Here is a 20,512-nt window from a genome sequence, read left to right on the forward strand (position 1 = left end):
CATCGCAAGGTTCAGGACAGCGGGGCACACGCCCCCGTAAGGGTTAGGAGGATATCGAGGCGCTGACGGTTCCGCCCAAGAGGAGGTAAAAGGTCGGGCCGCGTCCGGCCCCTCAGGCGTCGCGCTTCTTCAGCAGCACATAGCCGCCGACGAGTGCGGCGAGGACCCACAGCCCCATGATCCCGAGGCCGCCCCACGGTCCGTACGGGGTGTCGTCGTCGATCGGCGTGACCACCTGCATGATCTTGCTGCCGGCCTGGTCGGGAAGAAACCGGCCGACCTTCTTCGTCGCGTCGACATTGCCCAGGATGTTGGAGATCAGGAAGAAGAACGGCATCAGGATGCCCAGCGACAGCATCGGTGAGCGCAGCATCGCGGCGACGCCCATGGAGAACATCGCGATCAGCGCCATGTAGAGGCCGCCGCCGAACACGGCCCGCAGCACCCCCGGGTCGCCGATCTCCGCCCGGTGCGAGCCCAGCATCGCCTGCCCCAGGAAGAACGCGGCGAAGCTGGTGACGAGACCGACCAGCAGGGCGAGTCCACTGGCGACCGCGATCTTGCTGAACAGGAAGGAGCCGCGCTGCGGCACCGCGGCCAGCGAGGTGCGGATCATGCCGGTGCTGTACTCGTTCGACACGACCAGCACACCGAAGACGATCATCGCGAGCTGACCGAGACTCATCCCGGCGAAGCTGATGAACGTCGGGTCGAACTCCGCGCGGCCCTGCGCGTTCATCGAGTCGAACTCGCTCTTCGACAGCGCCGAGATCAGCATGCCGAGGGCGACCGTCACGACCACCACCAGCGAGAGTGTCCACACCGTGGACGCCACCGACCGGATCTTGGTCCACTCCGACCGTACGACCTGTGTCACCGCCATGCTCAGCCCCTCTTCCAGCCGTCGCCCCACTGCTGCCGCGGTGGCTCGGGGCTCGCCGGGCTCGTCTCGCTGTGTGCGTGGTACTCCACCGACTCCGCGGTCAGCTGCATGAACGCCTCCTCCAGCGAGGCCTGTTGGGGGCTCAGCTCGTGCAGGGTGATCCGGTGCTGCGCCGCCAGCTCACCGATGTGCTCGGCCTTGCCGCCGTCCACCTCCAGCACTCCGTCGCCGCTCTCCACGGCCACGATCCCGGCCTGGTGCAGCACGTCGAGCAGCCGCTCCCGCTGCGGACTGCGGACCCGGACGTACGAGCGTGAGTTGCGGTCGATGAAGTCCGCCATGGAGGTGTCCGCGAGCAGCCGCCCCTGCCCGATGACGACGAGGTGCTCGGCCGTCAGCGCCATCTCGCTCATCAGGTGGGAGGAGACGAACACGGTCCGCCCCTGTGCGGCGAGCGACTTCATCAGGGTGCGGATCCAGTGGATGCCCTCGGGGTCGAGGCCGTTGACCGGCTCGTCGAACATCAGGATCCGCGGGTCGCCGAGCAGCGCGGCCGCGATGCCGAGCCGCTGCCCCATGCCCATCGAGAAGCCCTTGGTCTTCTTCCTCGCGACCGCCGTCAGCCCGACCGTCTCCAGCACGTCCCGCACGCGGCTGCGCGGAATGCCGTTGCTCTGCGCGAGGCACAGCAGATGGTTGTAGGCGGTGCGCCCGCCGTGCCAGGCCTTGGCCTCCAGCAGGGCGCCGATGTACGTCAGTGGGTCCTTGAGCTGCTGGTAGTGCTTGCCGTCGATACGGACGTCGCCGGCGGTCGGGTGGTCGAGACCGAGGATCATCCGCATGGTCGTCGACTTGCCCGCGCCGTTCGGCCCGAGGAAGCCGGTGACGATGCCCGGTCTCACGGTGAACGACAGGTTGTTGACCGCCACCTTCTCGCCGTACCGCTTGGTCAGCCCCTCCAGCTCAATCATGCCCGCCACGCTAGAACGGGACAAAGCCCTCTGCCACCCGAGCGGCAGAGGGCTTTGCGGAGATTCAGACTCCGTATGCCGGGCTGTTACCGGGACTGCTGCGCCGGGACCCCACGGGAGATCGGCTCGTCCTCGGCCGGCGTGCCGGCTGCGGCCACCGCGGCGCCCGTGAGCGTCGCGAGCATCTCGCGGACGTTCGTCAGCTGGGCGTTGATGCTGTCGCGGCGGTTGGTGAGGGCCGCGAGCTCCCGCTCGGATTCCGAACGGATGCGGTCGGCCTTGGCGTTGGCGTCGGCCACGATGTCCTCGGCCTGGCGCTGGGCCGTCTCCACCGTCTGGCGGGCGCGGCGCTCGGCGTCCGTGCGCAGCTTCTCGGCCTCCAGGCGCAGCTGCTCGGCGCGGTGCTCGATCTCGGCGAGGCGCTTCTCGGCCTTGGCCTGACGGGAGGCCAGGTCGCGCTCGGACTGCTCGCGGCGCTTGGCGAGGTTCGTCTCGAAGTCGGCGGCGGCCTGAGCGGCCTTCGCGCGGGTCTCCTCGAAGAGGGCGTCCGCCTCCTCACGCTTGGACTGCGCGTCCTTCTGCGCCTCGGAACGCAGCTGGGAAGCGTCACTCTTGGCCTTCTCGACGATCCGCAGGCCCTCGTCCTCGGCCTTCGCCTTGCGATCCGCCGAGTACGACTCGGCGTCGTTGCGCACCTGCTGGGCCGCCGACTCGGCGAGCTCGCGGTGCTGCTCGGCCGCGCGCCGGGCCTCCTCGCGCAGGTCCTTCGCCTCTTCCTCGGCGAGGCGGAGGATCTTCTCCACGCGCGCGCCGAGACCCGCGTACGACGGCTCGGCGTCGGTGATCTGGGCCTGGGCGTTCTGCGTCTCGAGGTGGAGCTCTTCGATGCGCTTTTCCAGAGCGGTGATGCGGGCGAGAGCGCTGTCACGGTCGGAGACGAGCTTGGAGATACGTTCGTCCACCTGAGCGCGGTCGTACCCACGCCGCACAAGCTCGAAGCCGTAGGGGGAAGTGTCGCTCATGGGGTTCCTGTCGAATGAGACCGGTGAGGTGATAGGTGGAATCCTAGGGGCCGAAACGGTGTGTCATCGAGCGGATGCGCGTTTGATCTGGAAAATGACACCCCTTTTGAGTGGCTAATCCCTGGACCGCTTGCCAAAGACTTGGCCAAAGGCCCCAGCACACACCGGATTCGCCCCGATTCGCTAGCTATCCGCGGACTTGCCACCCGAACGGGGTGCGCCGACCGTCGCGCCCGCCTTGACCCCGTTGTCCTTGCCCGTGGCAGGGGCCTCGAAGGACTCCAACGCCTCCAGGACGTCCTGGACACGGGAGATCTCGGCGTTGATGTCCTCGCGGCGGCGGACCAGGACCTCCAGCTCGCGCTTGCCCTCCTCGACCGTGCGCTTGGCCTCGCGGATCGCCTCGGCCTTGAGCTCCTCGGCCTCCCGGACCAGCGTGGACTTCTTCTGCTCGGCCTCCTTGAGCAGGCCCTCCGCCTTCTTCACCGCGGCGATACGGACCTTGCCCGCCTCGGAGTTGGCCTCCGAGACGATCTCCTTGGCCTTCGCCTGCGCCTTCGCCAGCTGCTCCTCGGCCGCCTTGACGAGCGCGTCGCAGCGGTCGCCCGCCGACTTCATCGTCTCGGCCGACTCGCGGCGGGCCCGCTCGTGCAGCTCCTCGATCTCGGAGGTGATGCGGTCGCGCAGCTCCTCGGCACGCTCCCTTATCTGCGTGGCGTCCCGGCGCGCGCCGACCAGCAGCTCGTCGGCGTCCGTACGGGCCTTCTCCACCAGGGAGTTGCCCTCGACCGTCGCCTCGGACACCAGCCGGTCGGCCTCCGTACGGGCCGCGCCCACCATCGTGTCGGCCTGCGACTCGGCCTCCGCGGTGGTCTTGTGCGCCTGCTGCTGCGCCTCGGTCAGCAGCTTGTCCGCCTCGGCCGTGGTCTCCGTGATGAGCTTGTCGACCTGCTCGGCCGCCTCGGAGCGCCGCTTGTTGGCGTCCTTGCGGGCCTCGTCCAGCGTGCGGTCGGCCTCCTCGCGCGCGGTGCTGACGAGCCGCTCCGCCTCCGCCTCCGCATCGGTCTTGACCCGCTGGGCCTCGCTGCGGATCCGCTCCGCGTGCTGCTGCGCCGAACCGACCGTCTCGGCGGCCTCGGCCCGCAGCCGCTCGGCCTCGCCGGTGGCTTCCCCGACCAGCTGGTCGGCCTTGGCGACCGACTCCGCCCGCAGCCGCTCGGCCTCCGTGGCCGCCTCGGAGCGGACGCGGTCGGCCTCGGAGATCGCCTCCGTGCGGACCCGCTCGGCCTCGGCGACCGTGTCCATGCGCAGCCGGTCGGTCTCCTGGACCGTCTCCGTCGTGAGCCGCTCCGCCTCGTTGCGCGCCTCGGTGATGAGGGTGTCCGCCTGCGTCGCCGCGTCCGAGCGGATGCGGTTGGCGTCCTCCCGGGCGTCCGCACGGGTGCGCGAGGCGGCCTGCTCTGCCTCGGCGATCGCGTCCGACGCCTCCGTGCGCACCCGCTGGGCGTGCTCGGCGACGTCCGTGCGGATCCGCTCCGCCTCCGAGATCGCCTCGGACATCGTCCGCTCGGCGAGCGCCTTGGCGGCCTCGGACTCCTCGTGCGCCTCGCGCCGCAGCCGGCCGGCGTCCTCGCTCGCCCGCTCCCGCTCGGCGTAGGCGTCGGAGCGGACCCGGTCCGCCTCCTCCTGGGCCTCCCGGCGCGTACGGTCCGCCGCGTGCTCGGCGGCGGACCGCAGGCCGGTGATCTCCTCCTGGGCCTGCTCGTGCAGCCCCGCGACGGAGTCCCGGACCTGCTGGGCGTGCTGCTCGGCCGCCGACACCATCTCCGTGGCACGGCGGTCGGCCTCCTCGACCAGCCGTACGGCCTCGGTCTGCGCCTCCTCCACGCGCTTGCGCGCCGAGGCCAGCAGCTCCTCGCTCTGCTCGCGGGCCCGCTCGCGCTCCTGGTCGGCCTCCTGCCGGGCGCTGCCGAGGAGTTCCTCGGCCTCGCGGCGGCGCCGGTTGGCCTCGTCCTGGGCGGCGGCCAGCGTCTCGGACGCCTCCGCGGCGAGCCGCTCGGCGGCGGACTGCGCCTCCGCGCGCATCCGGTCGGCGCTCTCCTGCGCCTCCGACTTCAGCCGCTCGGCCTCGTTCGCCGCCTCCGAGCGCAGCCGTACGGCGACGGCCTCGCCCTCGGCACGCGCCGCGGACGCGTCCGACACGGCCTCGTCGCGCAGCCGCTCGGCCTCCGCCTCCGCCTGCTGCTGGAGCGCACGGATCCGCTCGGCGGCCTCGGCGCGCAGCCGCTCGTTCTCCTCGGCGGCCTCGCGGCGGATCCGCGCGGCCTCCTCACGGGCGTCCGACAGCGCCTGCTCGGCGGCCGTCAGCCGCTCCTCGGCCTCCGTCTGGAGCCGCGTCAGCTCCTCGGCGGCCTCGCGGCGACGGGCCTCTATGGCCTGCTCGGTCTCCTCGTGCAGTTCCCGCGCCGCGCGCTCGGCGTCCTCCTTGAGCGCCTCGGCCTGCTCGACGACCTCCTCGCGGTGCCGCTCGGCCTCCTGCCGGGTGCGCTGGAGGGTCTCCTCGGCCTGCCGGCGCAGGGTCGTCGCCCGCTCGATGGCCTCGGTGCGGACCCTCTCGCTGTCCGTCTGGGCCGTCGTGCGCAGCTCGTCCGCGTCCGCCTTGGCCTTGGCGAGCAGTTCCTCGGCGGACTTCGCCGCCTCCTCGATCTGCGCCACGGCCTCCTTGCGGGCCTCGGCGCGGATCTTCTCGCCCTCGTCGACCGCGTCCGCCCGCAGCTGCTCGGCCTCGCCGCGCAGCCGGCGGGCCTCCTCCTGCAGCTCGACCGTCTTGGCGCGGTACTCCTTGGTGTCGTCCTTCGCCGCGCCCTTGAGCTGCTCGGCGATGTCGTGCGCCTCGGCCCGCAGCCGGTCCGCCTCGGTCTCGGCCTCCGAGCGGATCCGCTCGGCTTCCTCGGCCGCCGCCTTCGTCGTCTTCTTGGCGTCCTCCGACGCCTTGTTGAGGACCTCCTCGGCGGTCCTGGCCGCCTTGGACAGCTGGGTCGCGGTCTCCTCGGCGGTGAGCGTGCGGGCCTTCTCGGCGGCCTCCGCGACGATCTTCTCGGCCTCGGCGCGGGCGTCCGCGACCAGCTGCTCGGCCTCGGACTTGGTGTTCTCGGCCTCCTTCGTGGCCTCCTCGACCAGCCGGGCGACCTGCTCCTTGGCGGTGCGCGTCCGCGTCTCGTTCGCGGACTCGGCGCTCGCCAGGGCCTTGGCGGCGGCCTCCTTGGCCTCCGTGACCAGCTTCTCCGACTCGGTCTGCGCCTTGCGCAGCGCCTCCTCGGCCTCGGCCATCCGCTGCTCGGCGGCCTTGCTCAGCTCCTGGGCCTCGCGGCGCGCGGACTCCGACTCCGAGGCGCTGGACGTGCGCAGCTGCTCGGCGTGGTCGGTGGCCTCCTGGGCCTGGTTGGAGGCGGCGTTGAGCAGGCGCTCGGCGTCCGTGCGGGCGCGGCGCAGGATCTGCTCGGCCTCGGCCCGGGCCTCCTCGGCCGCGCCCGTCAGCCGCTGCCGGGCCTCGGTCGAGACTCGCTCGGCCTCCGCGCGGGCGGTGGCCAGGGCCTGCTCGGCCTCGGCCCGGGACTCCTCCAGCAGCCGGCGGGCCTGCTGCTCGGTGCGGGCCCGCAGCTGCTCGGCCCACGCCACGTTCTCGTTGACGTGCGACTCGACCGTCTGGCGGCGCTCGGCCAGCTCCTGGTCCAGCTGCTGGCGGCGGGTCACCGCCTCCTGGTGCAGCTCGGCCTGGAGCCGGGCCGCCTGCTCGGCGTGCTCCTGGAGGATCCGCTGGGTCTGGGCCCGGGCCTCGCTCAGCTCGCGATCGGCGTCCGCGCGGATCTGGTCGGCCTGCATCTGCGCGTTGCGCAGCAACTGCTCGGCCTGCCAGCCGATGTCGCCCCCCTCGAAGGAGGGCCGGGACATGATGGTGCGCCGCGCCTCGTGCAGCTTGGCGCGCAGCACCTCGACCTGGTAGCCGAGGTCCTCGGCGTGCTGGATCGCCTTTTCCCGCTCGGTCTTCAGCCGCTTCATCTCGGCTTCGAACCGAGAGAGGTGGTCGACGTCAGCCGCCGGCTCTCGCTCCTGGCTCTCGTAGCCCCGCACTGCGCGGTCCCATCCGTCCCCTGGTCGCAACTCTTTCCGAACGAGCTCCGTCCATCCGCCGAACGGGGCCCCCGGGGAATGGTGTCAGATCATCGGCGGAGCAGAGGCTGCTGCCCCGACGCTCGTCCCCCGAAACCCGGACCCCGGTGGTCCTGCCGTCGCACGGCGGGACCGCGGTCACCCTGGACTGAGCGGCGACCGCACCCAACCCTACCGGCCCCTATGTACGAGCATCAGTGCTCAGGTGACTCAACAGGCGCCGAAGTGACCAGTTCTGTCAGTACGCCATGACAGTCCTTGGGGTGCAGGAAGGTGATCCGTGACCCCATGGAACCGACTCGCGGCTCTTCGTACAGCACGCGTACGCCCTTGCCCTTGATCTCCTCGGCGTCCCCGTCGACATCCGCCGTACCGAAAGCGATGTGGTGGACGCCCTCCCCGTTCTTCGCCAGCCACTTCGCGACGGTGGAGTCCTCGCGGGTCGGCTCCAGGAGCTGCAGGTAGGAGGCGCCGCCGTCGGACGTATCGTTGATCTTGAGCATGGCCTCGCGCACCCCCTGCTCCTCGTTGACCTCGGAGTGGAACACCTCGAAGCCGTAGGTGGCACGGTAGAACTCGACGGTCTTGTCGAGATCGAAACAGGCGATTCCGATGTGGTCGATTCGCGTCAGCATGGATTCAGTGCAGCGCCCCGGAGGTGGTTACGCAACGTGCGCGCGATCACACCGACAGCCCGATGACGGGGTGGAGTACCGGTCAGTACATTCGAAGTAAACCCTCGTTCACTCCTCGGCTGTGCAGCCGGTAAGGGGATCGCAGCTCATGTCTTCTGCTACGACCAGCTCGGTGATCGTCTCGGGCGCCCGTACGCCCATGGGGCGGTTGCTCGGCTCGCTGAAGTCCTTCTCCGGAGCCGACCTCGGCGGCTTCGCGATCAAGGCCGCCCTCGACCGTGCGGGGATCGGCGGCGACCAGGTGCAGTACGTGATCATGGGACAGGTGCTCCAGGCCGGGGCGGGGCAGATCCCGGCCCGTCAGGCCGCGGTCAAGGCCGGCATCCCGATGAACGTGCCGGCGCTGACCATCAACAAGGTGTGTCTGTCCGGCCTCGACGCCATCGCGCTCGCCGACCAGCTCATCCGTGCGGGTGAGTTCGACGTGGTCGTCGCCGGTGGCCAGGAGTCGATGACCAACGCGCCGCACCTGCTGCCGAAGTCCCGCGAGGGCTTCAAGTACGGCGCCATCGAGATGCTCGACGCCATGGCCTACGACGGTCTGACCGACTCCTTCGAGGGCGTCGCCATGGGCGAGTCGACGGAGAAGCACAACACGCGTCTGGGCATCGCGCGGCCCGAGCAGGACGAGATCGCCGCGCTGTCGCACCAGCGGGCCGCCGCGGCCCAGAAGAACGGCCTGTTCGAGGCGGAGATCACGCCCGTCGAGATCCCGCAGCGCAAGGGCGACCCGGTGCTGTTCAGCAAGGACGAGGGGATCCGCGGCGACACGACCGCGGAGTCCCTGGGCAAGCTGCGCCCGGCGTTCGCCAAGGACGGCACGATCACGGCCGGTTCCGCCTCGCAGATCTCCGACGGTGCCGCCGCCGTCGTCGTGATGAGCAAGGCCAAGGCGCAGGAGCTCGGTCTGGAGTGGATCGCCGAGATCGGGGCGCACGGGAACGTGGCCGGGCCGGACAACTCGCTCCAGTCGCAGCCGTCCAACGCGATCCTGCACGCGCTGAAGAAGGAGGGCCTGGAGGTTTCGGACCTCGACCTCATCGAGATCAACGAGGCGTTCGCGGCCGTGGCCGTGCAGTCGATGAAGGACCTCGGGGTGTCCACCGAAAAGGTGAATGTCAACGGTGGTGCGATTGCCCTGGGTCACCCGATCGGGATGTCCGGTGCGCGTCTGGTGCTGCATCTCGCGCTGGAGCTGAAGCGGCGCGGCGGCGGCGTGGGCGCGGCCGCGCTGTGCGGTGGCGGTGGGCAGGGTGACGCGCTGATCGTGCGCGTGCCCAAGGCCTGAGGTTCGGTACGTCCCTTATCTGAACGGAGCTGTGATGCAGGACGTCTCCACGCTGGTGGCCCAGGCCAGGGAGGGGCGGCCGCGGGCCGTGGCCCGGCTGATCTCCCTGGTGGAGGGGGCGTCCCCGCAGCTGCGGGAGGTCATGGCGGCGCTCGCGCCCCTGACGGGCGGGGCGTACGTCGTGGGTCTGACCGGGTCGCCCGGGGTCGGCAAGTCCACGTCGACCTCGGCGCTGGTCTCCGCGTACCGCAAGCAGGGCAAGCGGGTCGGCGTGCTCGCCGTCGACCCGTCGTCCCCGTTCTCGGGCGGTGCGCTGCTCGGGGACCGGGTGCGGATGTCGGAGCACGCGTCCGACCCGGGCGTCTACATCCGCTCGATGGCGACGCGCGGGCATCTGGGCGGGCTGGCCTGGTCGGCCCCGCAGGCGATCCGGGTCCTGGACGCCGCCGGCTGCGACGTGATCCTGGTCGAGACGGTGGGAGTGGGGCAGTCCGAGGTGGAGATCGCCTCGCAGGCGGACACGTCCGTCGTCCTGCTCGCGCCGGGGATGGGCGACGGGATCCAGGCGGCCAAGGCCGGGATCCTGGAGATCGGCGACGTGTACGTCGTGAACAAGGCGGACCGGGACGGGGCGGATGCGACGGCTCGCGAGCTGAACCACATGCTGGGCCTGGGGGAGTCCCGGGGACCGGGCGACTGGCGCCCGCCGATCGTGAAGACGGTCGCCGCGCGGAGTGAGGGCATCGACGAGGTCGTCGAGGCCCTGGAGAAGCACCGCGCCTGGATGGAGGAGCGGGGCGTCCTCGCGGAGCGGCGTCTGTCCCGGGCCTCGCGGGAGGTCGAGACGATCGCGGTGACGGCGCTGCGGGAGCGGATCGGTGACCTGCACGGCGACCGCCGCCTCGGGGCGCTGGCGGAGCGGATCATCGCGGGTGAGCTCGATCCTTACCGGGCGGCTGACGAGCTGGTTGCCGGGTTGACGGAGGGCTGAGGGCTTACGGCTGAGGGCTGAGCCGCTTGCGCCTGCTCGCCGTGGTGGGTCGGGGCCGCGCCGGGGGGTGTCCGTCCTCGGAACGGCGCGATGGGGTCGGACGCCGACTGACTGTCCGTTGACGCGCCAACCGCTGCGGGCGGACACCCCCCGACACGGCCCCTTCTCGCCGTACGCGGGTGCCGGTCCGCTCAGCCTGCGGCGCCGGGTTGCGCGACGCCCCGGCGTCAGCACGGACGCCGGGGCGGCAGAAGGCAGCAGTACCTGATCAGTCCTGGTCGTCGGCGTCGTCCTCGTCGTCCTGGGCGTCCGAGCGGTCCGCCGTGACCTTGCCCGTCTTGAGGTCGACCTTCCAGTCCTGCTCGGCGGCGCCGGACTTGCGGGTCTCGGCCTCCCAGGACTTGTCCTTGCCGTCCTCGTCCAGGTCGACGGACGTCACCACGCCCTTGCCGGCGGCAGCCTTCGCGGCCTCCTCGGCCGTCACCGAAGAGCCCTTCAGGGCCGCCCGGACCTGGGCCGTGTCGTCCTCGTCGTCGGTGTGCGAGCCGAGGACCCTGCCGTTGGACGGGTCGACGCTCACGCTGTGCCAGGTGTTGTCGCCGGAGAGGACGTCGACCTTCCAGATCACCTTGGCGTTGTCGTCCTCGTCGTCCAGCTCGGCGGAGACGGCCGTGCCGGACGTGTGCTTCAGCGCGGAGGCGATGGCCTCGGACGCGGTGACGTCCGCGGAGGCGGCCTGCGCGGCGTCGTCGTCGCGGTCGTACTGGTCGTTGCGGTCGTCGTCCGCCGACAGCCGCGTGTTCGCCGCCTGCCGCGCCGAGCCCCCGTCGTCTCCCGTGGTCGCGAGAGCCGTGGCCGTACCGCCTCCGACCAGAGCGGCGGCGGTCACAGCGGCGATCACGATGTTGCGCTTCATGCGGATTCCTCCCGAGTCGTTTCGTTTTCGACGTCTTCGACTCTGGCTGATCGAGGCTGAGAGGAAGCTGAAGGCCCCTGAAGGGATCTTCAGGTTGGCTTTGCCACTCTTTACCCATGCGCCTGTTGATCGTGGAGGACGAAAAGCGGCTGGCCCTGTCGCTCGCCAGGGGCCTGACGGCCGAGGGGTACGCCGTGGACGTCGTCCACGACGGACAGGAGGGGCTCCACCAGGCCTCGGAGGGCACGTACGACCTGGTGATCCTCGACATCATGCTGCCCGGCCTCAACGGCTACCGGGTCTGCGCCGCCCTGCGCGCCGCCGGGCACGAGGTGCCGATCCTGATGCTGACCGCCAAGGACGGCGAGTACGACGAGGCCGAGGGCCTCGACACCGGCGCGGACGACTATCTGACCAAGCCGTTCTCGTACGTCGTGCTCGTCGCCCGGGTCAAGGCGCTGCTGCGGCGGCGCGGGCAGGGCGCGGGAGCCTCGCCCGTGCATGTGCACGGGGATCTCAAGGTGGACACCGCGGCCCGGCGGGTGTTCCTGGGTGACGACGAGATCGCCCTCACCGCCAAGGAGTTCTCCGTGCTGGAGCAGCTCGTGCTGCGGGCCGGCGAGGTGGTGTCCAAGTCCGAGATCCTGGAGCACGTCTGGGACTTCGCGTACGAGGGTGATCCCAACATCGTAGAGGTGTACGTCAGCACTCTGCGGCGGAAGCTGCGGGCGGGGCTGATCCGGACCGTGCGCGGGGCCGGGTACCGGCTGGAGACGTCGCCGTGAGGCGGCTGTTCGGGTCCGTCCGGGCGCGGGCCACGCTGGGGGCGACGCTCGTGGTCGCGGTGGCGCTGGTCGCGGCCGGGGCCGCCGTGCTGCTGTCCCTGCGGTCCAACCTGATCGGCGAGGCCGGTACGCAGGCGGAGCGCTCCGCGCGGGCGGTCGCCTCCGAGCTCGCCGCCGGGACGCCGTACGACAAGCTCTCGGGGCTGGACGGCGACGACGGGCCGGTGCAGGTCCTGGACGAGCACGATCGGCTGGTCGCGGCCAGTGAGGATCTGGAGCGGATCAGCGGCACGGACAGCACCGAGGTGAAGCCGCAGAAGGCCGTGGCCCCGGGCGCGGACGACGATGACGACGCCGACGACGCGGGCGAGGCCCTCGAACCCGGTGAGATCTCCGGGGAGAGCGTCACCCGCAACGGGTCGGCGACGATCGACGGTGAGACGCAGGACTACCGGTTCGCCGCGGTCGAGGTGGAGACCCAGGACCGCGGACACCTCAAGGTCTACGCCGGGTCCCCGCTGGCCGCCGAGCACGGGGCCGTGCGGACCGCGCTGACGGTGATGCTGATCGGGTTCCCGCTGCTGCTCGGTGTCGTCGCGGCCGTGACCTGGCTGGTCACCCGGCGGGCCCTGCGGCCCGTGGAGGGCATCCGGCGCGAGATGGCCGCGATCACCCACTCCGAGGACCTCGCGCGGCGCGTCCCGGAGCCGGACACGCACGACGAGATCGCCCGGCTCGCCAGCACCACCAACGAGACGCTCGCGGCGCTGGAGACGTCCGTGGAGCGGCAGCGGCGGTTCGTCGCCGACGCCTCCCACGAGCTGCGCAGCCCCATCGCCTCGCTGCGGACGCAGTTGGAGGTGGCCGCCGCGCACCCCGAGCTGCTGGACCTGGACGGGGCCGTGGAGGACACCGTCCGGCTGCAGCGGCTGGCGGCCGATCTGCTGCTGCTCGCCCGGCTGGACGCGGGGGAGCGGCTGGGCGACGCCAAGGTCGACCTCGCCGGACTCGCCCGGGAGGAGGCCGAGGGGCGGCCCGGTGTCACCGTGGACGCCGAGCCGGTGGAGGTGGCCGGATCACGGGGGCAGTTGGGGCGGGTGCTCGCCAATCTGCTGGACAACGCCCAGCGGCATGCGCGGTCGGCTGTCGTCGTGAGCGTGCGGCGCGAGGGTGACCGGGCCGTGGTCGGGGTGGCCGACGACGGTGACGGGGTGCCCGAGGACGACCGGGAGCGGATCTTCGAACGGTTCGTCCGTCTGGATGCCGCCCGCAGCCGCGACGACGGCGGAGCCGGGTTGGGGCTCGCCATCGCCCGCGACGTCGCCGTCCGGCACGGCGGCACGCTCACGGCCGGACGGGGGCCCGCAGGCGGAGCCCTGTTCGAACTCCGCCTGCCGCTCGCCTAGCGCCTGCGGTTACGGGCGCCCGCGCTGTCCGCGCAGGTGCTCCGCGATGGGCTTGAGGCCCTTGTCGAGCTCGGTCAGGGCCTCGGGGGACAGCAGGTCGATGAAGTGCCTCCGCACGGACGCCACATGGTGGGGCGCGACCTTCTGCATCGTCGCCATGCCGTGGTCGGTGAGGACCGCGTAGAGCCCCCGGCGGTCCGACTCGCAGTTCTCCCGCCGGACCAGGTTCGCGTTCTCCATACGCGTGATCTGGTGCGAGAGGCGGCTCTTGGACTGGAGGGTGGCGGAGGCGAGGTCGCTCATCCGCATCCTCTGGTCCTCGGACTCGGAGAGATTCACCAGGATCTCGTAGTCGTTCATTGTCAGGCCGAACGGCTGCAGGTCCTTCTCGAGCTGGTACGTCAACAGCCTGTTGACCTCCAGGTGGGTGCGCCAGGCGCACTGCTCCGCATCGGTCAGCCAGCGGGTGGCCGTCTCGGTCTCCATGAATGAAGTCTACCTAAAAGGTTGAAAGGCGAACTAGTGAGGGTGGCGTGTGACCGCGCACACCTGGGCGAACAGCAGTGCGCAGGCGTTCGATGTCACACTCCGCAGACTACCGCTCACAGCCCGAAGCGACGCTGGAGGTCCCCCAGCTGTCCGGGAAGGCGCGGTACGCCGGACTGCCCCGCCTGGGGGCTGTGCGCCCCGCCGCCAGGCACGCCGGCCTGGTGCGGAACGGTCCCTGTGGCGTGCTCGGCCATCAGAGTCTCGGACGACTGGAGCAGCACCGTCCCGGCGCCGACGAACTCGAACTGGTGCTCCTCGCCGGAGGCCCCGCCGAGGCCCGTCAGTGCACGTAGACCGCCCATGACGCCGGTCATGTACCCGTAGTCGTAGTGGTGGCACGGGGAGGGGCAGTCGGCCCAGCCGACCAGGGCCTGGGGGTCGACGCGGATCGGGGGTTCCATGAACACCACCGGCCCGTTAGACGCGGCCACGAACTTTCCGGTTCCGATGAGGGTCAGAAAACCCGGCACGATTGATTGCTTCAGTGCCAGAGTTGGCTGAAAAGCGAGCAGGTTGCCCGAGCGAATGGTCAGGTTGCCCTCTTCGAGGTCGTACGAATTGACGTCGAAGGCCCGGTCGGCGAGGAGCATCTTGCCCGAGCCCTCCGCCACGACCCAGTCGCTCGCGTGCAGTGGCGAATGGAAGGACGTGCGGACGAGACGGTCCAGCCGGCCGTGTCCGACGCCGTTGAAGTCGATCGAGCCGTAGTAGGCGATCATCTTCCCCTTCTGCAGGAACCACTGGCTTCCCTTGAGCTCCACACAGAAGGTGTACGCGTTGACGTTGTCGTCGGGCGGCAGCGTCGCCGGGTCGAAGACCACGGGGCCGGCGCCCGGGGTTCCGTACGTGCTCACAGCTTCTCCTCCGACGCCTGGACGTACACCGCACCGCTGCCGCTGAGCTCCAGCTGGAACGCCTCGCCCGAGCCGCGGCCCACCATGTCCCGCCAGCCCAGGGCCGTGGACAGCTTGTTGCGGACGTCGCCGTGGTGGGCGACGTAGGCCTGCGGGTCCACATGGACCGGCCGCTGCGGGCTGATCGGGATCTCGATGACGCCGCCGTGGGCCATGACCGCGACGGCCCCGTGCCCCTTCAGCGTCGTGGTGAACAGGCCCTGACCGCTGACCTGGCCCCGCACCATGCCCATGACGCCGCCCTGCGAGCCCAGGAACATCGTGCCCTGCTGGAGCGAGCCCTCGAAGGCCAGGAGGCGGTCCGCCTCGACGCAGAGCGTGTCGCCGGTGAGGCGGATCACCTGGACGTGGTGCCCGCCGTGCCCGAACAGGACCGTGCCGCTGCCCTCGACGGACATCAGGGGGGTGTCCTCGTTCGCCACCCGGCGGCCGATCATCGACATGATCCCGCCCTGGCCGCCCGCCGTGTTGGGCGTGAACGACACCTCGCCCTTGTAGGCGAGCATCGCGCCGCGCTGACTGAACAGCCGCTGCCCCGGCACGACCGTCGCCTCGACCATCTTTCCGTTGATCTCCCGGAAGGCCATGTCACACGTCTCCCGCGATCGTGTTCCGCTCGCTCGGCTGCACGTACACCAGCCCGTCCCCCTCGAACCGCATCTGGAAGGCCTCGCCGCCGCCCTCCCCGAGCAGCGTGCGGAACGTCACACCGGACTGGAAGGACTGCCGCAGATTGCCCTGGTGCGCCACGTACGCCCCCGGGTCGACGGTCAGCGGGTACTGCGCGCTCACCCGCAGCACCACCGCCGGGCCGTCCGACATGATCGCCGCCTGGCCGTGGCCCTCGACGGTCGTCGTGAACAGGCCGTTGCCCTGTGAGGCGCCGCGCAGGCCGGTGAACTCCGTGCCCGTGCGCAGCCCGCCGTCGGTCGCGAGCAGGTTGCTCGACTCGACGTAGAGCTTGTCGCCCTGGACGCTGACCAGGTTGATCTCGGACGCGCGGTCCGCGAACCAGCAGGTTCCGCGTCCCTTCACCTCCATCAACGTCATCTGCTCACCGGTCAGCCGCCGGGTCACCATGCCCCGGATGCCCTCGCCGCCGCCGCTGAGCTTCTTGAAGGCCATCTCGCCGTCGTACGCGACCATCGAGCCGTTCTTCGCCTTCACGGCGTCTCCGGTCATGTCGACGGCGAGCACCTTGCTGCTCTGAAGTCGGAACATCGCCACGACTGGAAGGTAGCCGCAGGCCGGGCCCCGCGGACAGGGCCCGTGGGTGGAGAACGACCCTGATCGCACCCCTAGGGGCGGGGAGGCGGACCCCGGGCCGGAGTGCCCGCGGCGGTTTGCCACAATGGGCGGGACGCTTGTGCGCGCGTTCACAAACCGTCGGACCCGTGCCAGCCGTTCAGATCGACCAGACCGCCGCGTTACTCCCACCGAAGGTGACCCGTGGACCTCAAGACCGCCACCGCCATCCGCCGCCTCCGCCTGGTCTCGGCCCCCGAGGCGATCTCCTTCCTCCTCCTGCTGGTCTGCTCGGTGCTGAAGCGGACCACGGACTTCAACGCCGTGCCGGTGATGGGCATGGTGCACGGAGTGCTGTTCGTCCTGTACGTGATCTTCTGGGCCGACGCGTGGAACCGGGCGAAGTGGCCGCTGAAGACCGCCGCCCTGTACTTCGTCCTCTCGGTGCTGCCGGCCGGCGGGTTCTTCGCCGAGCGCAGGCTGCGGCGTGAGGCCGAGGACGCGGTCATCGCGTCCCGCGCCCGCAAGGAAGGCGTGGTGGGCGCGTGATCGTCGCCTTTTCCGTGACGCCGCTCGGGGTCGGTGAGGACGTGGGGGAGTACGTCGCCGACGCCGTGCGGGTGGTGCGTGAGTCGGGGCTGCCGAACCGCACCGACGCGATGTTCACGTCCGTCGAAGGTGAGTGGGACGAGGTCATGGACGTCGTCCGGCGCGCGGTCGCCGCGGTCGAGCGCCGGGCCCCCCGGGTCTCCCTCGTCCTCAAGGCGGACATCCGCCCCGGAGTGACGGACGGCCTCACGTCCAAGGTCGAGACCGTGGAGCGGCACCTCGCCGAGTAGCGGTTCCGCAAGCCTCACATCGAGAACCCTGGCCCGCTCGGGCCGGGGTTCTCGTCGTACTCGGCCCTCCTCGAGCCCCGGGCCTGGCCGCCGCCTTCACCGCCGGCGCCGGGTCGGCCTGCCCGTCGGCCACAGCGCGACCGGCCGGCCGGCGATCCGCGGATCGGCTCGGCGTCCTGCCCGCGGCGAGACCGAGCACTGCGAGGGCCGCGAGGGCTTGGATCAGTACGGTTCATGCCGCTCCGGGATGAAACGAGGACATGGGCCCGCCGGGCCCGCGTACGGAACCGACGCCGCGCGCCCGAAGGGCGAGACAGGGCTGACCACCATGTGACCGGCCGGTAAGGTCGGGTTCGTGCCGAAGCCGCTCAGTCTCTCCTTCGATCCGATCGCGCGCGCCGACGAACGCTGGAAGCAGCGCTGGGGAAACGTGCCGTCCATGGCCGCGATCACCTCGATCATGCGCGCCCAGCAGATCCTCCTCGCCGAGGTCGACGCGGTGGTCAGGCCGTACGGGCTGACGTTCGCGCGCTACGAGGCGCTGGTGCTGCTCACCTTCTCCAAGTCCGGTGAGCTGCCCATGTCCAAGATCGGTGAGCGGCTGATGGTGCACCCCACGTCCGTGACGAACACCGTGGACCGGCTGGTGAAGTCGGGTCTGGTCGCCAAGCGGCCCAACCCGAACGACGGCCGCGGCACCCTCGCCAGCATCACCGACAAGGGCCGCGAGGTCGTCGAGTCGGCCACCCGCGACCTGATGGCGATGGACTTCGGGCTCGGGGCGTACGACGCCGAGGAGTGCGCGGAGATCTTCGCGATGCTGCGGCCGCTGCGCGTCTCGGCGGGCGACTTCGAGGAGCAGTGACCCGGGGCAAGATCTCCCGGAACGGGTCGTTACGCTCGACCGCATGAAAAAGAGCGTGCTGACCCGCTATCGCGTGATGGCCTACGTCACCGGCGTACTGCTGGTCCTGCTGACCTTCGGCATGATCGGCAAGTATGTGCTCGACCTGAACGGCGCGGCCGACTTCACGCGCGTCGTCAGCATCGCGCACGGCTGGCTGTACGTCGTGTACCTGATCTTCGCCTTCGATCTCGGCTCCAAGGCGAAGTGGCCGGTGGGCAAGCAGATCTGGGTGCTGCTCGCCGGGACCATCCCGACGGCCGCGTTCTTCGTGGAGCGCAGGATCAGCCACGAGCTGGAGGCCCGGATCGCCGAGGACGCGCCCGCGCCCGCCAAGGCGTAACCGCGCGCAGACCTCGTAGCCGCCGTACGCGCGCGTACGGCGGCCGGTCTCACCCGTTCGCCAGGTCACTCCCGTCAGCCATCGACATTTACTAGGACGTCCAAGTAAATTCGAAGGTATGGACGCTGACGCCATCGAGGAGGGCCGCCGCCGCTGGCAGGCCCGGTACGACGCCGCGCGCAAGCGCGAGGCCGACTTCACCACGCTCTCCGGCGACCCCGTGGAGCCGGTGTACGGGCCGCGGCCCGGTGACACCTACGACGGGTTCGACCGGATCGGCTGGCCGGGGGAGTACCCCTTCACCCGCGGCCTGTACGCGACCGGCTACCGAGGGCGGACGTGGACCATCCGGCAGTTCGCCGGGTTCGGCAACGCCGAGCAGACCAACGAGCGCTACAAGATGATCCTCCGCAACGGCGGAGGCGGGCTCTCGGTCGCCTTCGACATGCCGACGCTGATGGGCCGCGACTCCGACGACCCGCGCTCGCTCGGCGAGGTCGGGCACTGCGGTGTCGCCATCGACTCGGCGGCCGACATGGAGGTCCTGTTCAAGGACATCCCGCTGGGTGACGTCACGACGTCGATGACCATCAGCGGCCCGGCCGTCCCCGTCTTCTGCATGTACCTGGTCGCCGCCGAACGGCAGGGCGTCGACCCGTCCGTCCTCAACGGCACCCTCCAGACGGACATCTTCAAGGAGTACATCGCCCAGAAGGAGTGGCTCTTCCAGCCCGAGCCGCATCTGCGGCTCATCGGCGACCTCATGGAGTACTGCGCGGCCGGCATTCCCGCGTACAAGCCGCTGTCCGTCTCCGGCTACCACATCCGCGAGGCCGGGTCGACGGCCGCGCAGGAGCTGGCGTACACGCTGGCGGACGGCTTCGGGTACGTCGAGCTGGGCCTGTCGCGCGGACTGGACGTGGACGTCTTCGCCCCCGGCCTGTCCTTCTTCTTCGACGCGCACGTCGACTTCTTCGAGGAGATCGCCAAGTTCCGCGCGGCGCGGCGCATCTGGGCCCGCTGGATGCGTGACGTCTACGGCGCGCAGTCCGAGAAGGCCCAGTGGCTCCGCTTCCACACGCAGACCGCGGGGGTCTCCCTCACCGCGCAGCAGCCGTACAACAACGTCGTACGGACGGCCGTTGAGGCGCTGGCGGCCGTGCTCGGCGGGACCAACTCGCTGCACACCAACGCGCTCGACGAGACCCTCGCCCTGCCGAGCGAGCAGGCGGCGGAGATCGCGCTGCGCACGCAGCAGGTGCTGATGGAGGAGACCGGGGTCGCCAACGTGGCCGACCCGCTGGGCGGTTCCTGGTACGTCGAGCAGCTGACCGACCGCATCGAGGCCGACGCGGAGAAGATCTTCGAGCAGATCAAGGAGCGCGGGCTGCGGGCCCACCCCGACGGGCGGCACCCCATCGGCCCGATCACCTCCGGAATCCTGCGCGGTATAGAGGACGGCTGGTTCACCGGGGAGATCGCCGAGTCGGCGTTCCGGTACCAGCAGGCGCTGGAGAAGGGCGACAAGAGGGTCGTAGGCGTGAACTGTCACGACGGGTCGGTCACCGGGGACCTGGAGATCCTGCGGGTCAGCCACGAGGTGGAGCGGGAGCAGGTCCGGGCGCTGGGCGGGCGGAAGACGGCCCGTGACGACGCGGCGGTGCGCACCGCGCTCGACGCCATGCTGGCCGCCGCCCGCAGCGGCGCCAACATGATCGAGCCGATGCTGGACGCGGTGCGGGCGGAGGCCACGCTCGGGGAGATCTGCGGCGTGCTGCGGGACGAGTGGGGGGTGTACACCGAGCCCGCCGGGTTCTGACCCGGGGCCTGATCCAAACGACAGGCCCTAGCTGCTCAACCCGTGCAGCAGCACCCTGGTGAAGCCGCGGACCCATTCCTCGTCCGCCGGTTCCGCGCTCACCAGGGTGCGGTGGACCACCGCACCCGCCACCATGTCGAAGATCAGGTCCACCGTGCGGGCGGACGAGGCGGGGTCCGGCTCCGGGGGGAGCTCGCCCCGCGCCTGGGCCCGCGCGCGACCCTCCAGGACCAGGCGCTTCTGGCGGTCGACGACCGAGGCGCGGATGCGTTCCCGCAGGGCCTCGTCGCGGGTGGCTTCCGCCACCACCGCCATCAGACCGCTCTTCGCCTCCGGGCAGGCCAGGATCGTGGCGAACTGGAGGACCACGCCCTCGATGTCGGCGGCCAGGGAGCCGCGGTCGGGGAGTTCCAGCTCGTCGAAGAGTTCCGCGACGGCGTCGACGACCAGTTCGTTCTTGCCCGCCCAGCGGCGATAGAGCGTCGTCTTCGCAACCCCGGCGCGCGTCGCGACGTCTCCCAGTGTGAGCTTGGACCAGCCCAGTTCCACCAGAGCCTCGCGTGTCGCGGCCAGGATCGCGGCGTCCGCCGTGGCGCTGCGCGGACGCCCCGTGCGGCTGGCTGGGCTGCGGCTCTGCATCTCATGACCATAAACCGACGGTTCGTGTGCGGCCGTGAGGGAGATCACCGGGGGGTGGTGTCCCGGCACCCCGGTGTGGCATTACGCTACGACTCGTAGCGAAAGCCCGTGATGGACGTACACGGGCCTCGGC

20 protein-coding genes are annotated in these 20,512 nt (G+C 70.7%); 9 read left to right on the top strand and 11 right to left on the bottom strand.

What is annotated here, in order from left to right; translation table 11 throughout:
* Window positions 1-112 precede the first annotated feature (112 nt).
* From AB0G20_RS16725 to mce, 5 genes are all read right to left on the bottom strand, one after another.
* Complete coding sequence (locus tag AB0G20_RS16725; protein ID WP_361302250.1) at window positions 113-883, bottom strand: ABC transporter permease; 771 nt, start codon at window positions 881-883, stop codon at window positions 113-115.
* A 2-nt stretch (window positions 884-885) separates the two neighbouring features.
* Window positions 886-1,854: an ABC transporter ATP-binding protein gene (locus AB0G20_RS16730; protein WP_361302253.1), complete on the bottom strand. Its 969-nt coding sequence runs from the start codon at window positions 1,852-1,854 to the stop codon at window positions 886-888.
* Between the two features lie 86 nt (window positions 1,855-1,940).
* Window positions 1,941-2,876, bottom strand: coding sequence for a cellulose-binding protein (locus tag AB0G20_RS16735; protein WP_361302256.1), 936 nt, complete (start codon window positions 2,874-2,876; stop codon window positions 1,941-1,943).
* Window positions 2,877-3,059: 183 nt separating this feature from the next.
* Window positions 3,060-7,007 carry a polarized growth protein Scy gene (gene scy / locus AB0G20_RS16740; RefSeq protein WP_361302259.1) on the bottom strand — a complete coding sequence of 1,316 codons (3,948 nt, stop codon included), beginning with the start codon at window positions 7,005-7,007 and terminating at the stop codon, window positions 3,060-3,062.
* A gap of 233 nt (window positions 7,008-7,240) precedes the next feature.
* The gene (mce, locus tag AB0G20_RS16745; RefSeq protein WP_030854295.1) at window positions 7,241-7,681 is read right to left on the bottom strand and encodes a methylmalonyl-CoA epimerase; all 441 of its coding nucleotides are present in this window, start codon (window positions 7,679-7,681) and stop codon (window positions 7,241-7,243) included.
* Window positions 7,682-7,829: 148 nt separating this feature from the next.
* On the opposite strand from mce, the gene AB0G20_RS16750 reads away from it, so the two are divergent.
* The gene (locus AB0G20_RS16750) at window positions 7,830-9,029 is read left to right on the top strand and encodes an acetyl-CoA C-acetyltransferase (RefSeq protein ID WP_361302263.1); all 1,200 of its coding nucleotides are present in this window, start codon (window positions 7,830-7,832) and stop codon (window positions 9,027-9,029) included.
* 34 nt (window positions 9,030-9,063) lie between these two features.
* Window positions 9,064-10,020, top strand: a complete 957-nt coding sequence (gene meaB, locus AB0G20_RS16755; protein ID WP_361302266.1) for a methylmalonyl Co-A mutase-associated GTPase MeaB — start codon at window positions 9,064-9,066, stop codon at window positions 10,018-10,020.
* A gap of 268 nt (window positions 10,021-10,288) precedes the next feature.
* On the opposite strand, the gene AB0G20_RS16760 is transcribed toward meaB, so the two are convergent.
* On the bottom strand, window positions 10,289-10,936 hold the full coding sequence (locus tag AB0G20_RS16760; protein WP_361302269.1) for a PepSY domain-containing protein: 648 nt from the start codon (window positions 10,934-10,936) through the stop codon (window positions 10,289-10,291).
* A 116-nt stretch (window positions 10,937-11,052) separates the two neighbouring features.
* On the opposite strand from AB0G20_RS16760, the gene AB0G20_RS16765 reads away from it, so the two are divergent.
* Together AB0G20_RS16765 and AB0G20_RS16770 are read left to right on the top strand one after the other, a co-directional pair.
* A complete protein-coding gene (locus AB0G20_RS16765; RefSeq protein WP_361302272.1) occupies window positions 11,053-11,721 on the top strand; it encodes a response regulator transcription factor in 669 nt (222 codons plus the stop codon).
* Window positions 11,718-13,127 (top strand): HAMP domain-containing sensor histidine kinase, encoded by a 1,410-nt coding sequence (locus AB0G20_RS16770; RefSeq protein WP_361302275.1) that lies wholly within the window; start codon window positions 11,718-11,720, stop codon window positions 13,125-13,127. The genes AB0G20_RS16765 and AB0G20_RS16770 overlap by 4 nt, the downstream gene beginning before the upstream one ends.
* Window positions 13,128-13,136: 9 nt before the next feature.
* Here AB0G20_RS16770 and AB0G20_RS16775 read toward each other — a convergent pair whose 3' ends face one another.
* From AB0G20_RS16775 to AB0G20_RS16790, 4 genes are all read right to left on the bottom strand, one after another.
* Window positions 13,137-13,613 carry a MarR family transcriptional regulator gene (locus AB0G20_RS16775; protein ID WP_361302278.1) on the bottom strand — a complete coding sequence of 159 codons (477 nt, stop codon included), beginning with the start codon at window positions 13,611-13,613 and terminating at the stop codon, window positions 13,137-13,139.
* 116 nt (window positions 13,614-13,729) lie between these two features.
* Window positions 13,730-14,530: an AIM24 family protein gene (locus tag AB0G20_RS16780; RefSeq protein WP_361302281.1), complete on the bottom strand. Its 801-nt coding sequence runs from the start codon at window positions 14,528-14,530 to the stop codon at window positions 13,730-13,732.
* Window positions 14,527-15,177: an AIM24 family protein gene (locus tag AB0G20_RS16785; RefSeq protein WP_361302284.1), complete on the bottom strand. Its 651-nt coding sequence runs from the start codon at window positions 15,175-15,177 to the stop codon at window positions 14,527-14,529. The genes AB0G20_RS16780 and AB0G20_RS16785 overlap by 4 nt, the downstream gene beginning before the upstream one ends.
* 1 nt (window position 15,178) lies before the next feature.
* Window positions 15,179-15,811 (bottom strand): AIM24 family protein, encoded by a 633-nt coding sequence (locus AB0G20_RS16790; protein WP_102911820.1) that lies wholly within the window; start codon window positions 15,809-15,811, stop codon window positions 15,179-15,181.
* A gap of 228 nt (window positions 15,812-16,039) precedes the next feature.
* Between AB0G20_RS16790 and AB0G20_RS16795 the strand changes: the two genes are divergently transcribed.
* From AB0G20_RS16795 to AB0G20_RS16815, 5 genes are all read left to right on the top strand, one after another.
* Window positions 16,040-16,384: a DUF3817 domain-containing protein gene (locus AB0G20_RS16795; protein WP_361302287.1), complete on the top strand. Its 345-nt coding sequence runs from the start codon at window positions 16,040-16,042 to the stop codon at window positions 16,382-16,384.
* The gene (locus tag AB0G20_RS16800) at window positions 16,381-16,674 is read left to right on the top strand and encodes an MTH1187 family thiamine-binding protein (protein ID WP_030854324.1); all 294 of its coding nucleotides are present in this window, start codon (window positions 16,381-16,383) and stop codon (window positions 16,672-16,674) included. Before AB0G20_RS16795 ends, AB0G20_RS16800 begins: the two co-directional genes overlap by 4 nt.
* 355 nt (window positions 16,675-17,029) lie before the next feature.
* Window positions 17,030-17,539 (top strand): MarR family transcriptional regulator, encoded by a 510-nt coding sequence (locus tag AB0G20_RS16805; protein WP_361302290.1) that lies wholly within the window; start codon window positions 17,030-17,032, stop codon window positions 17,537-17,539.
* A gap of 43 nt (window positions 17,540-17,582) precedes the next feature.
* Window positions 17,583-17,921 (top strand): DUF3817 domain-containing protein, encoded by a 339-nt coding sequence (locus tag AB0G20_RS16810; RefSeq protein WP_361302293.1) that lies wholly within the window; start codon window positions 17,583-17,585, stop codon window positions 17,919-17,921.
* A 118-nt stretch (window positions 17,922-18,039) separates the two neighbouring features.
* A complete protein-coding gene (locus AB0G20_RS16815) occupies window positions 18,040-19,740 on the top strand; it encodes a methylmalonyl-CoA mutase family protein (RefSeq protein WP_361302296.1) in 1,701 nt (566 codons plus the stop codon).
* 27 nt (window positions 19,741-19,767) lie between these two features.
* Here AB0G20_RS16815 and AB0G20_RS16820 read toward each other — a convergent pair whose 3' ends face one another.
* Complete coding sequence (locus AB0G20_RS16820) at window positions 19,768-20,379, bottom strand: TetR/AcrR family transcriptional regulator (RefSeq protein ID WP_361302299.1); 612 nt, start codon at window positions 20,377-20,379, stop codon at window positions 19,768-19,770.
* Window positions 20,380-20,512: the final 133 nt, after the last annotated feature.

The sequence above is a fragment of the Streptomyces sp. NPDC024017 genome (assembly GCF_040638895.1).
Lineage (GTDB): Bacteria > Actinomycetota > Actinomycetes > Streptomycetales > Streptomycetaceae > Streptomyces.

Bases quoted from the DNA above. Each gene is read 5' to 3' on its own strand.
- AB0G20_RS16810 (WP_361302293.1), top strand. From the start codon at position 17,583: ATGAAAAAGAGCGTGCTGACCCGCTATCGCGTGATGGCCTACGTCACC.
- AB0G20_RS16735 (WP_361302256.1), bottom strand. From the start codon at position 2,876: ATGAGCGACACTTCCCCCTACGGCTTCGAGCTTGTGCGGCGTGGGTAC.
- AB0G20_RS16790 (WP_102911820.1), bottom strand. From the start codon at position 15,811: ATGTTCCGACTTCAGAGCAGCAAGGTGCTCGCCGTCGACATGACCGGA.
- AB0G20_RS16760 (WP_361302269.1), bottom strand. From the start codon at position 10,936: ATGAAGCGCAACATCGTGATCGCCGCTGTGACCGCCGCCGCTCTGGTC.
- meaB (WP_361302266.1), top strand. From the start codon at position 9,064: ATGCAGGACGTCTCCACGCTGGTGGCCCAGGCCAGGGAGGGGCGGCCG.
- AB0G20_RS16725 (WP_361302250.1), bottom strand. From the start codon at position 883: ATGGCGGTGACACAGGTCGTACGGTCGGAGTGGACCAAGATCCGGTCG.
- mce (WP_030854295.1), bottom strand. From the start codon at position 7,681: ATGCTGACGCGAATCGACCACATCGGAATCGCCTGTTTCGATCTCGAC.
- AB0G20_RS16815 (WP_361302296.1), top strand. From the start codon at position 18,040: ATGGACGCTGACGCCATCGAGGAGGGCCGCCGCCGCTGGCAGGCCCGG.
- AB0G20_RS16820 (WP_361302299.1), bottom strand. From the start codon at position 20,379: ATGCAGAGCCGCAGCCCAGCCAGCCGCACGGGGCGTCCGCGCAGCGCC.
- AB0G20_RS16765 (WP_361302272.1), top strand. From the start codon at position 11,053: ATGCGCCTGTTGATCGTGGAGGACGAAAAGCGGCTGGCCCTGTCGCTC.
- AB0G20_RS16730 (WP_361302253.1), bottom strand. From the start codon at position 1,854: ATGATTGAGCTGGAGGGGCTGACCAAGCGGTACGGCGAGAAGGTGGCG.
- AB0G20_RS16750 (WP_361302263.1), top strand. From the start codon at position 7,830: ATGTCTTCTGCTACGACCAGCTCGGTGATCGTCTCGGGCGCCCGTACG.
- AB0G20_RS16785 (WP_361302284.1), bottom strand. From the start codon at position 15,177: ATGGCCTTCCGGGAGATCAACGGAAAGATGGTCGAGGCGACGGTCGTG.
- AB0G20_RS16775 (WP_361302278.1), bottom strand. From the start codon at position 13,613: ATGGAGACCGAGACGGCCACCCGCTGGCTGACCGATGCGGAGCAGTGC.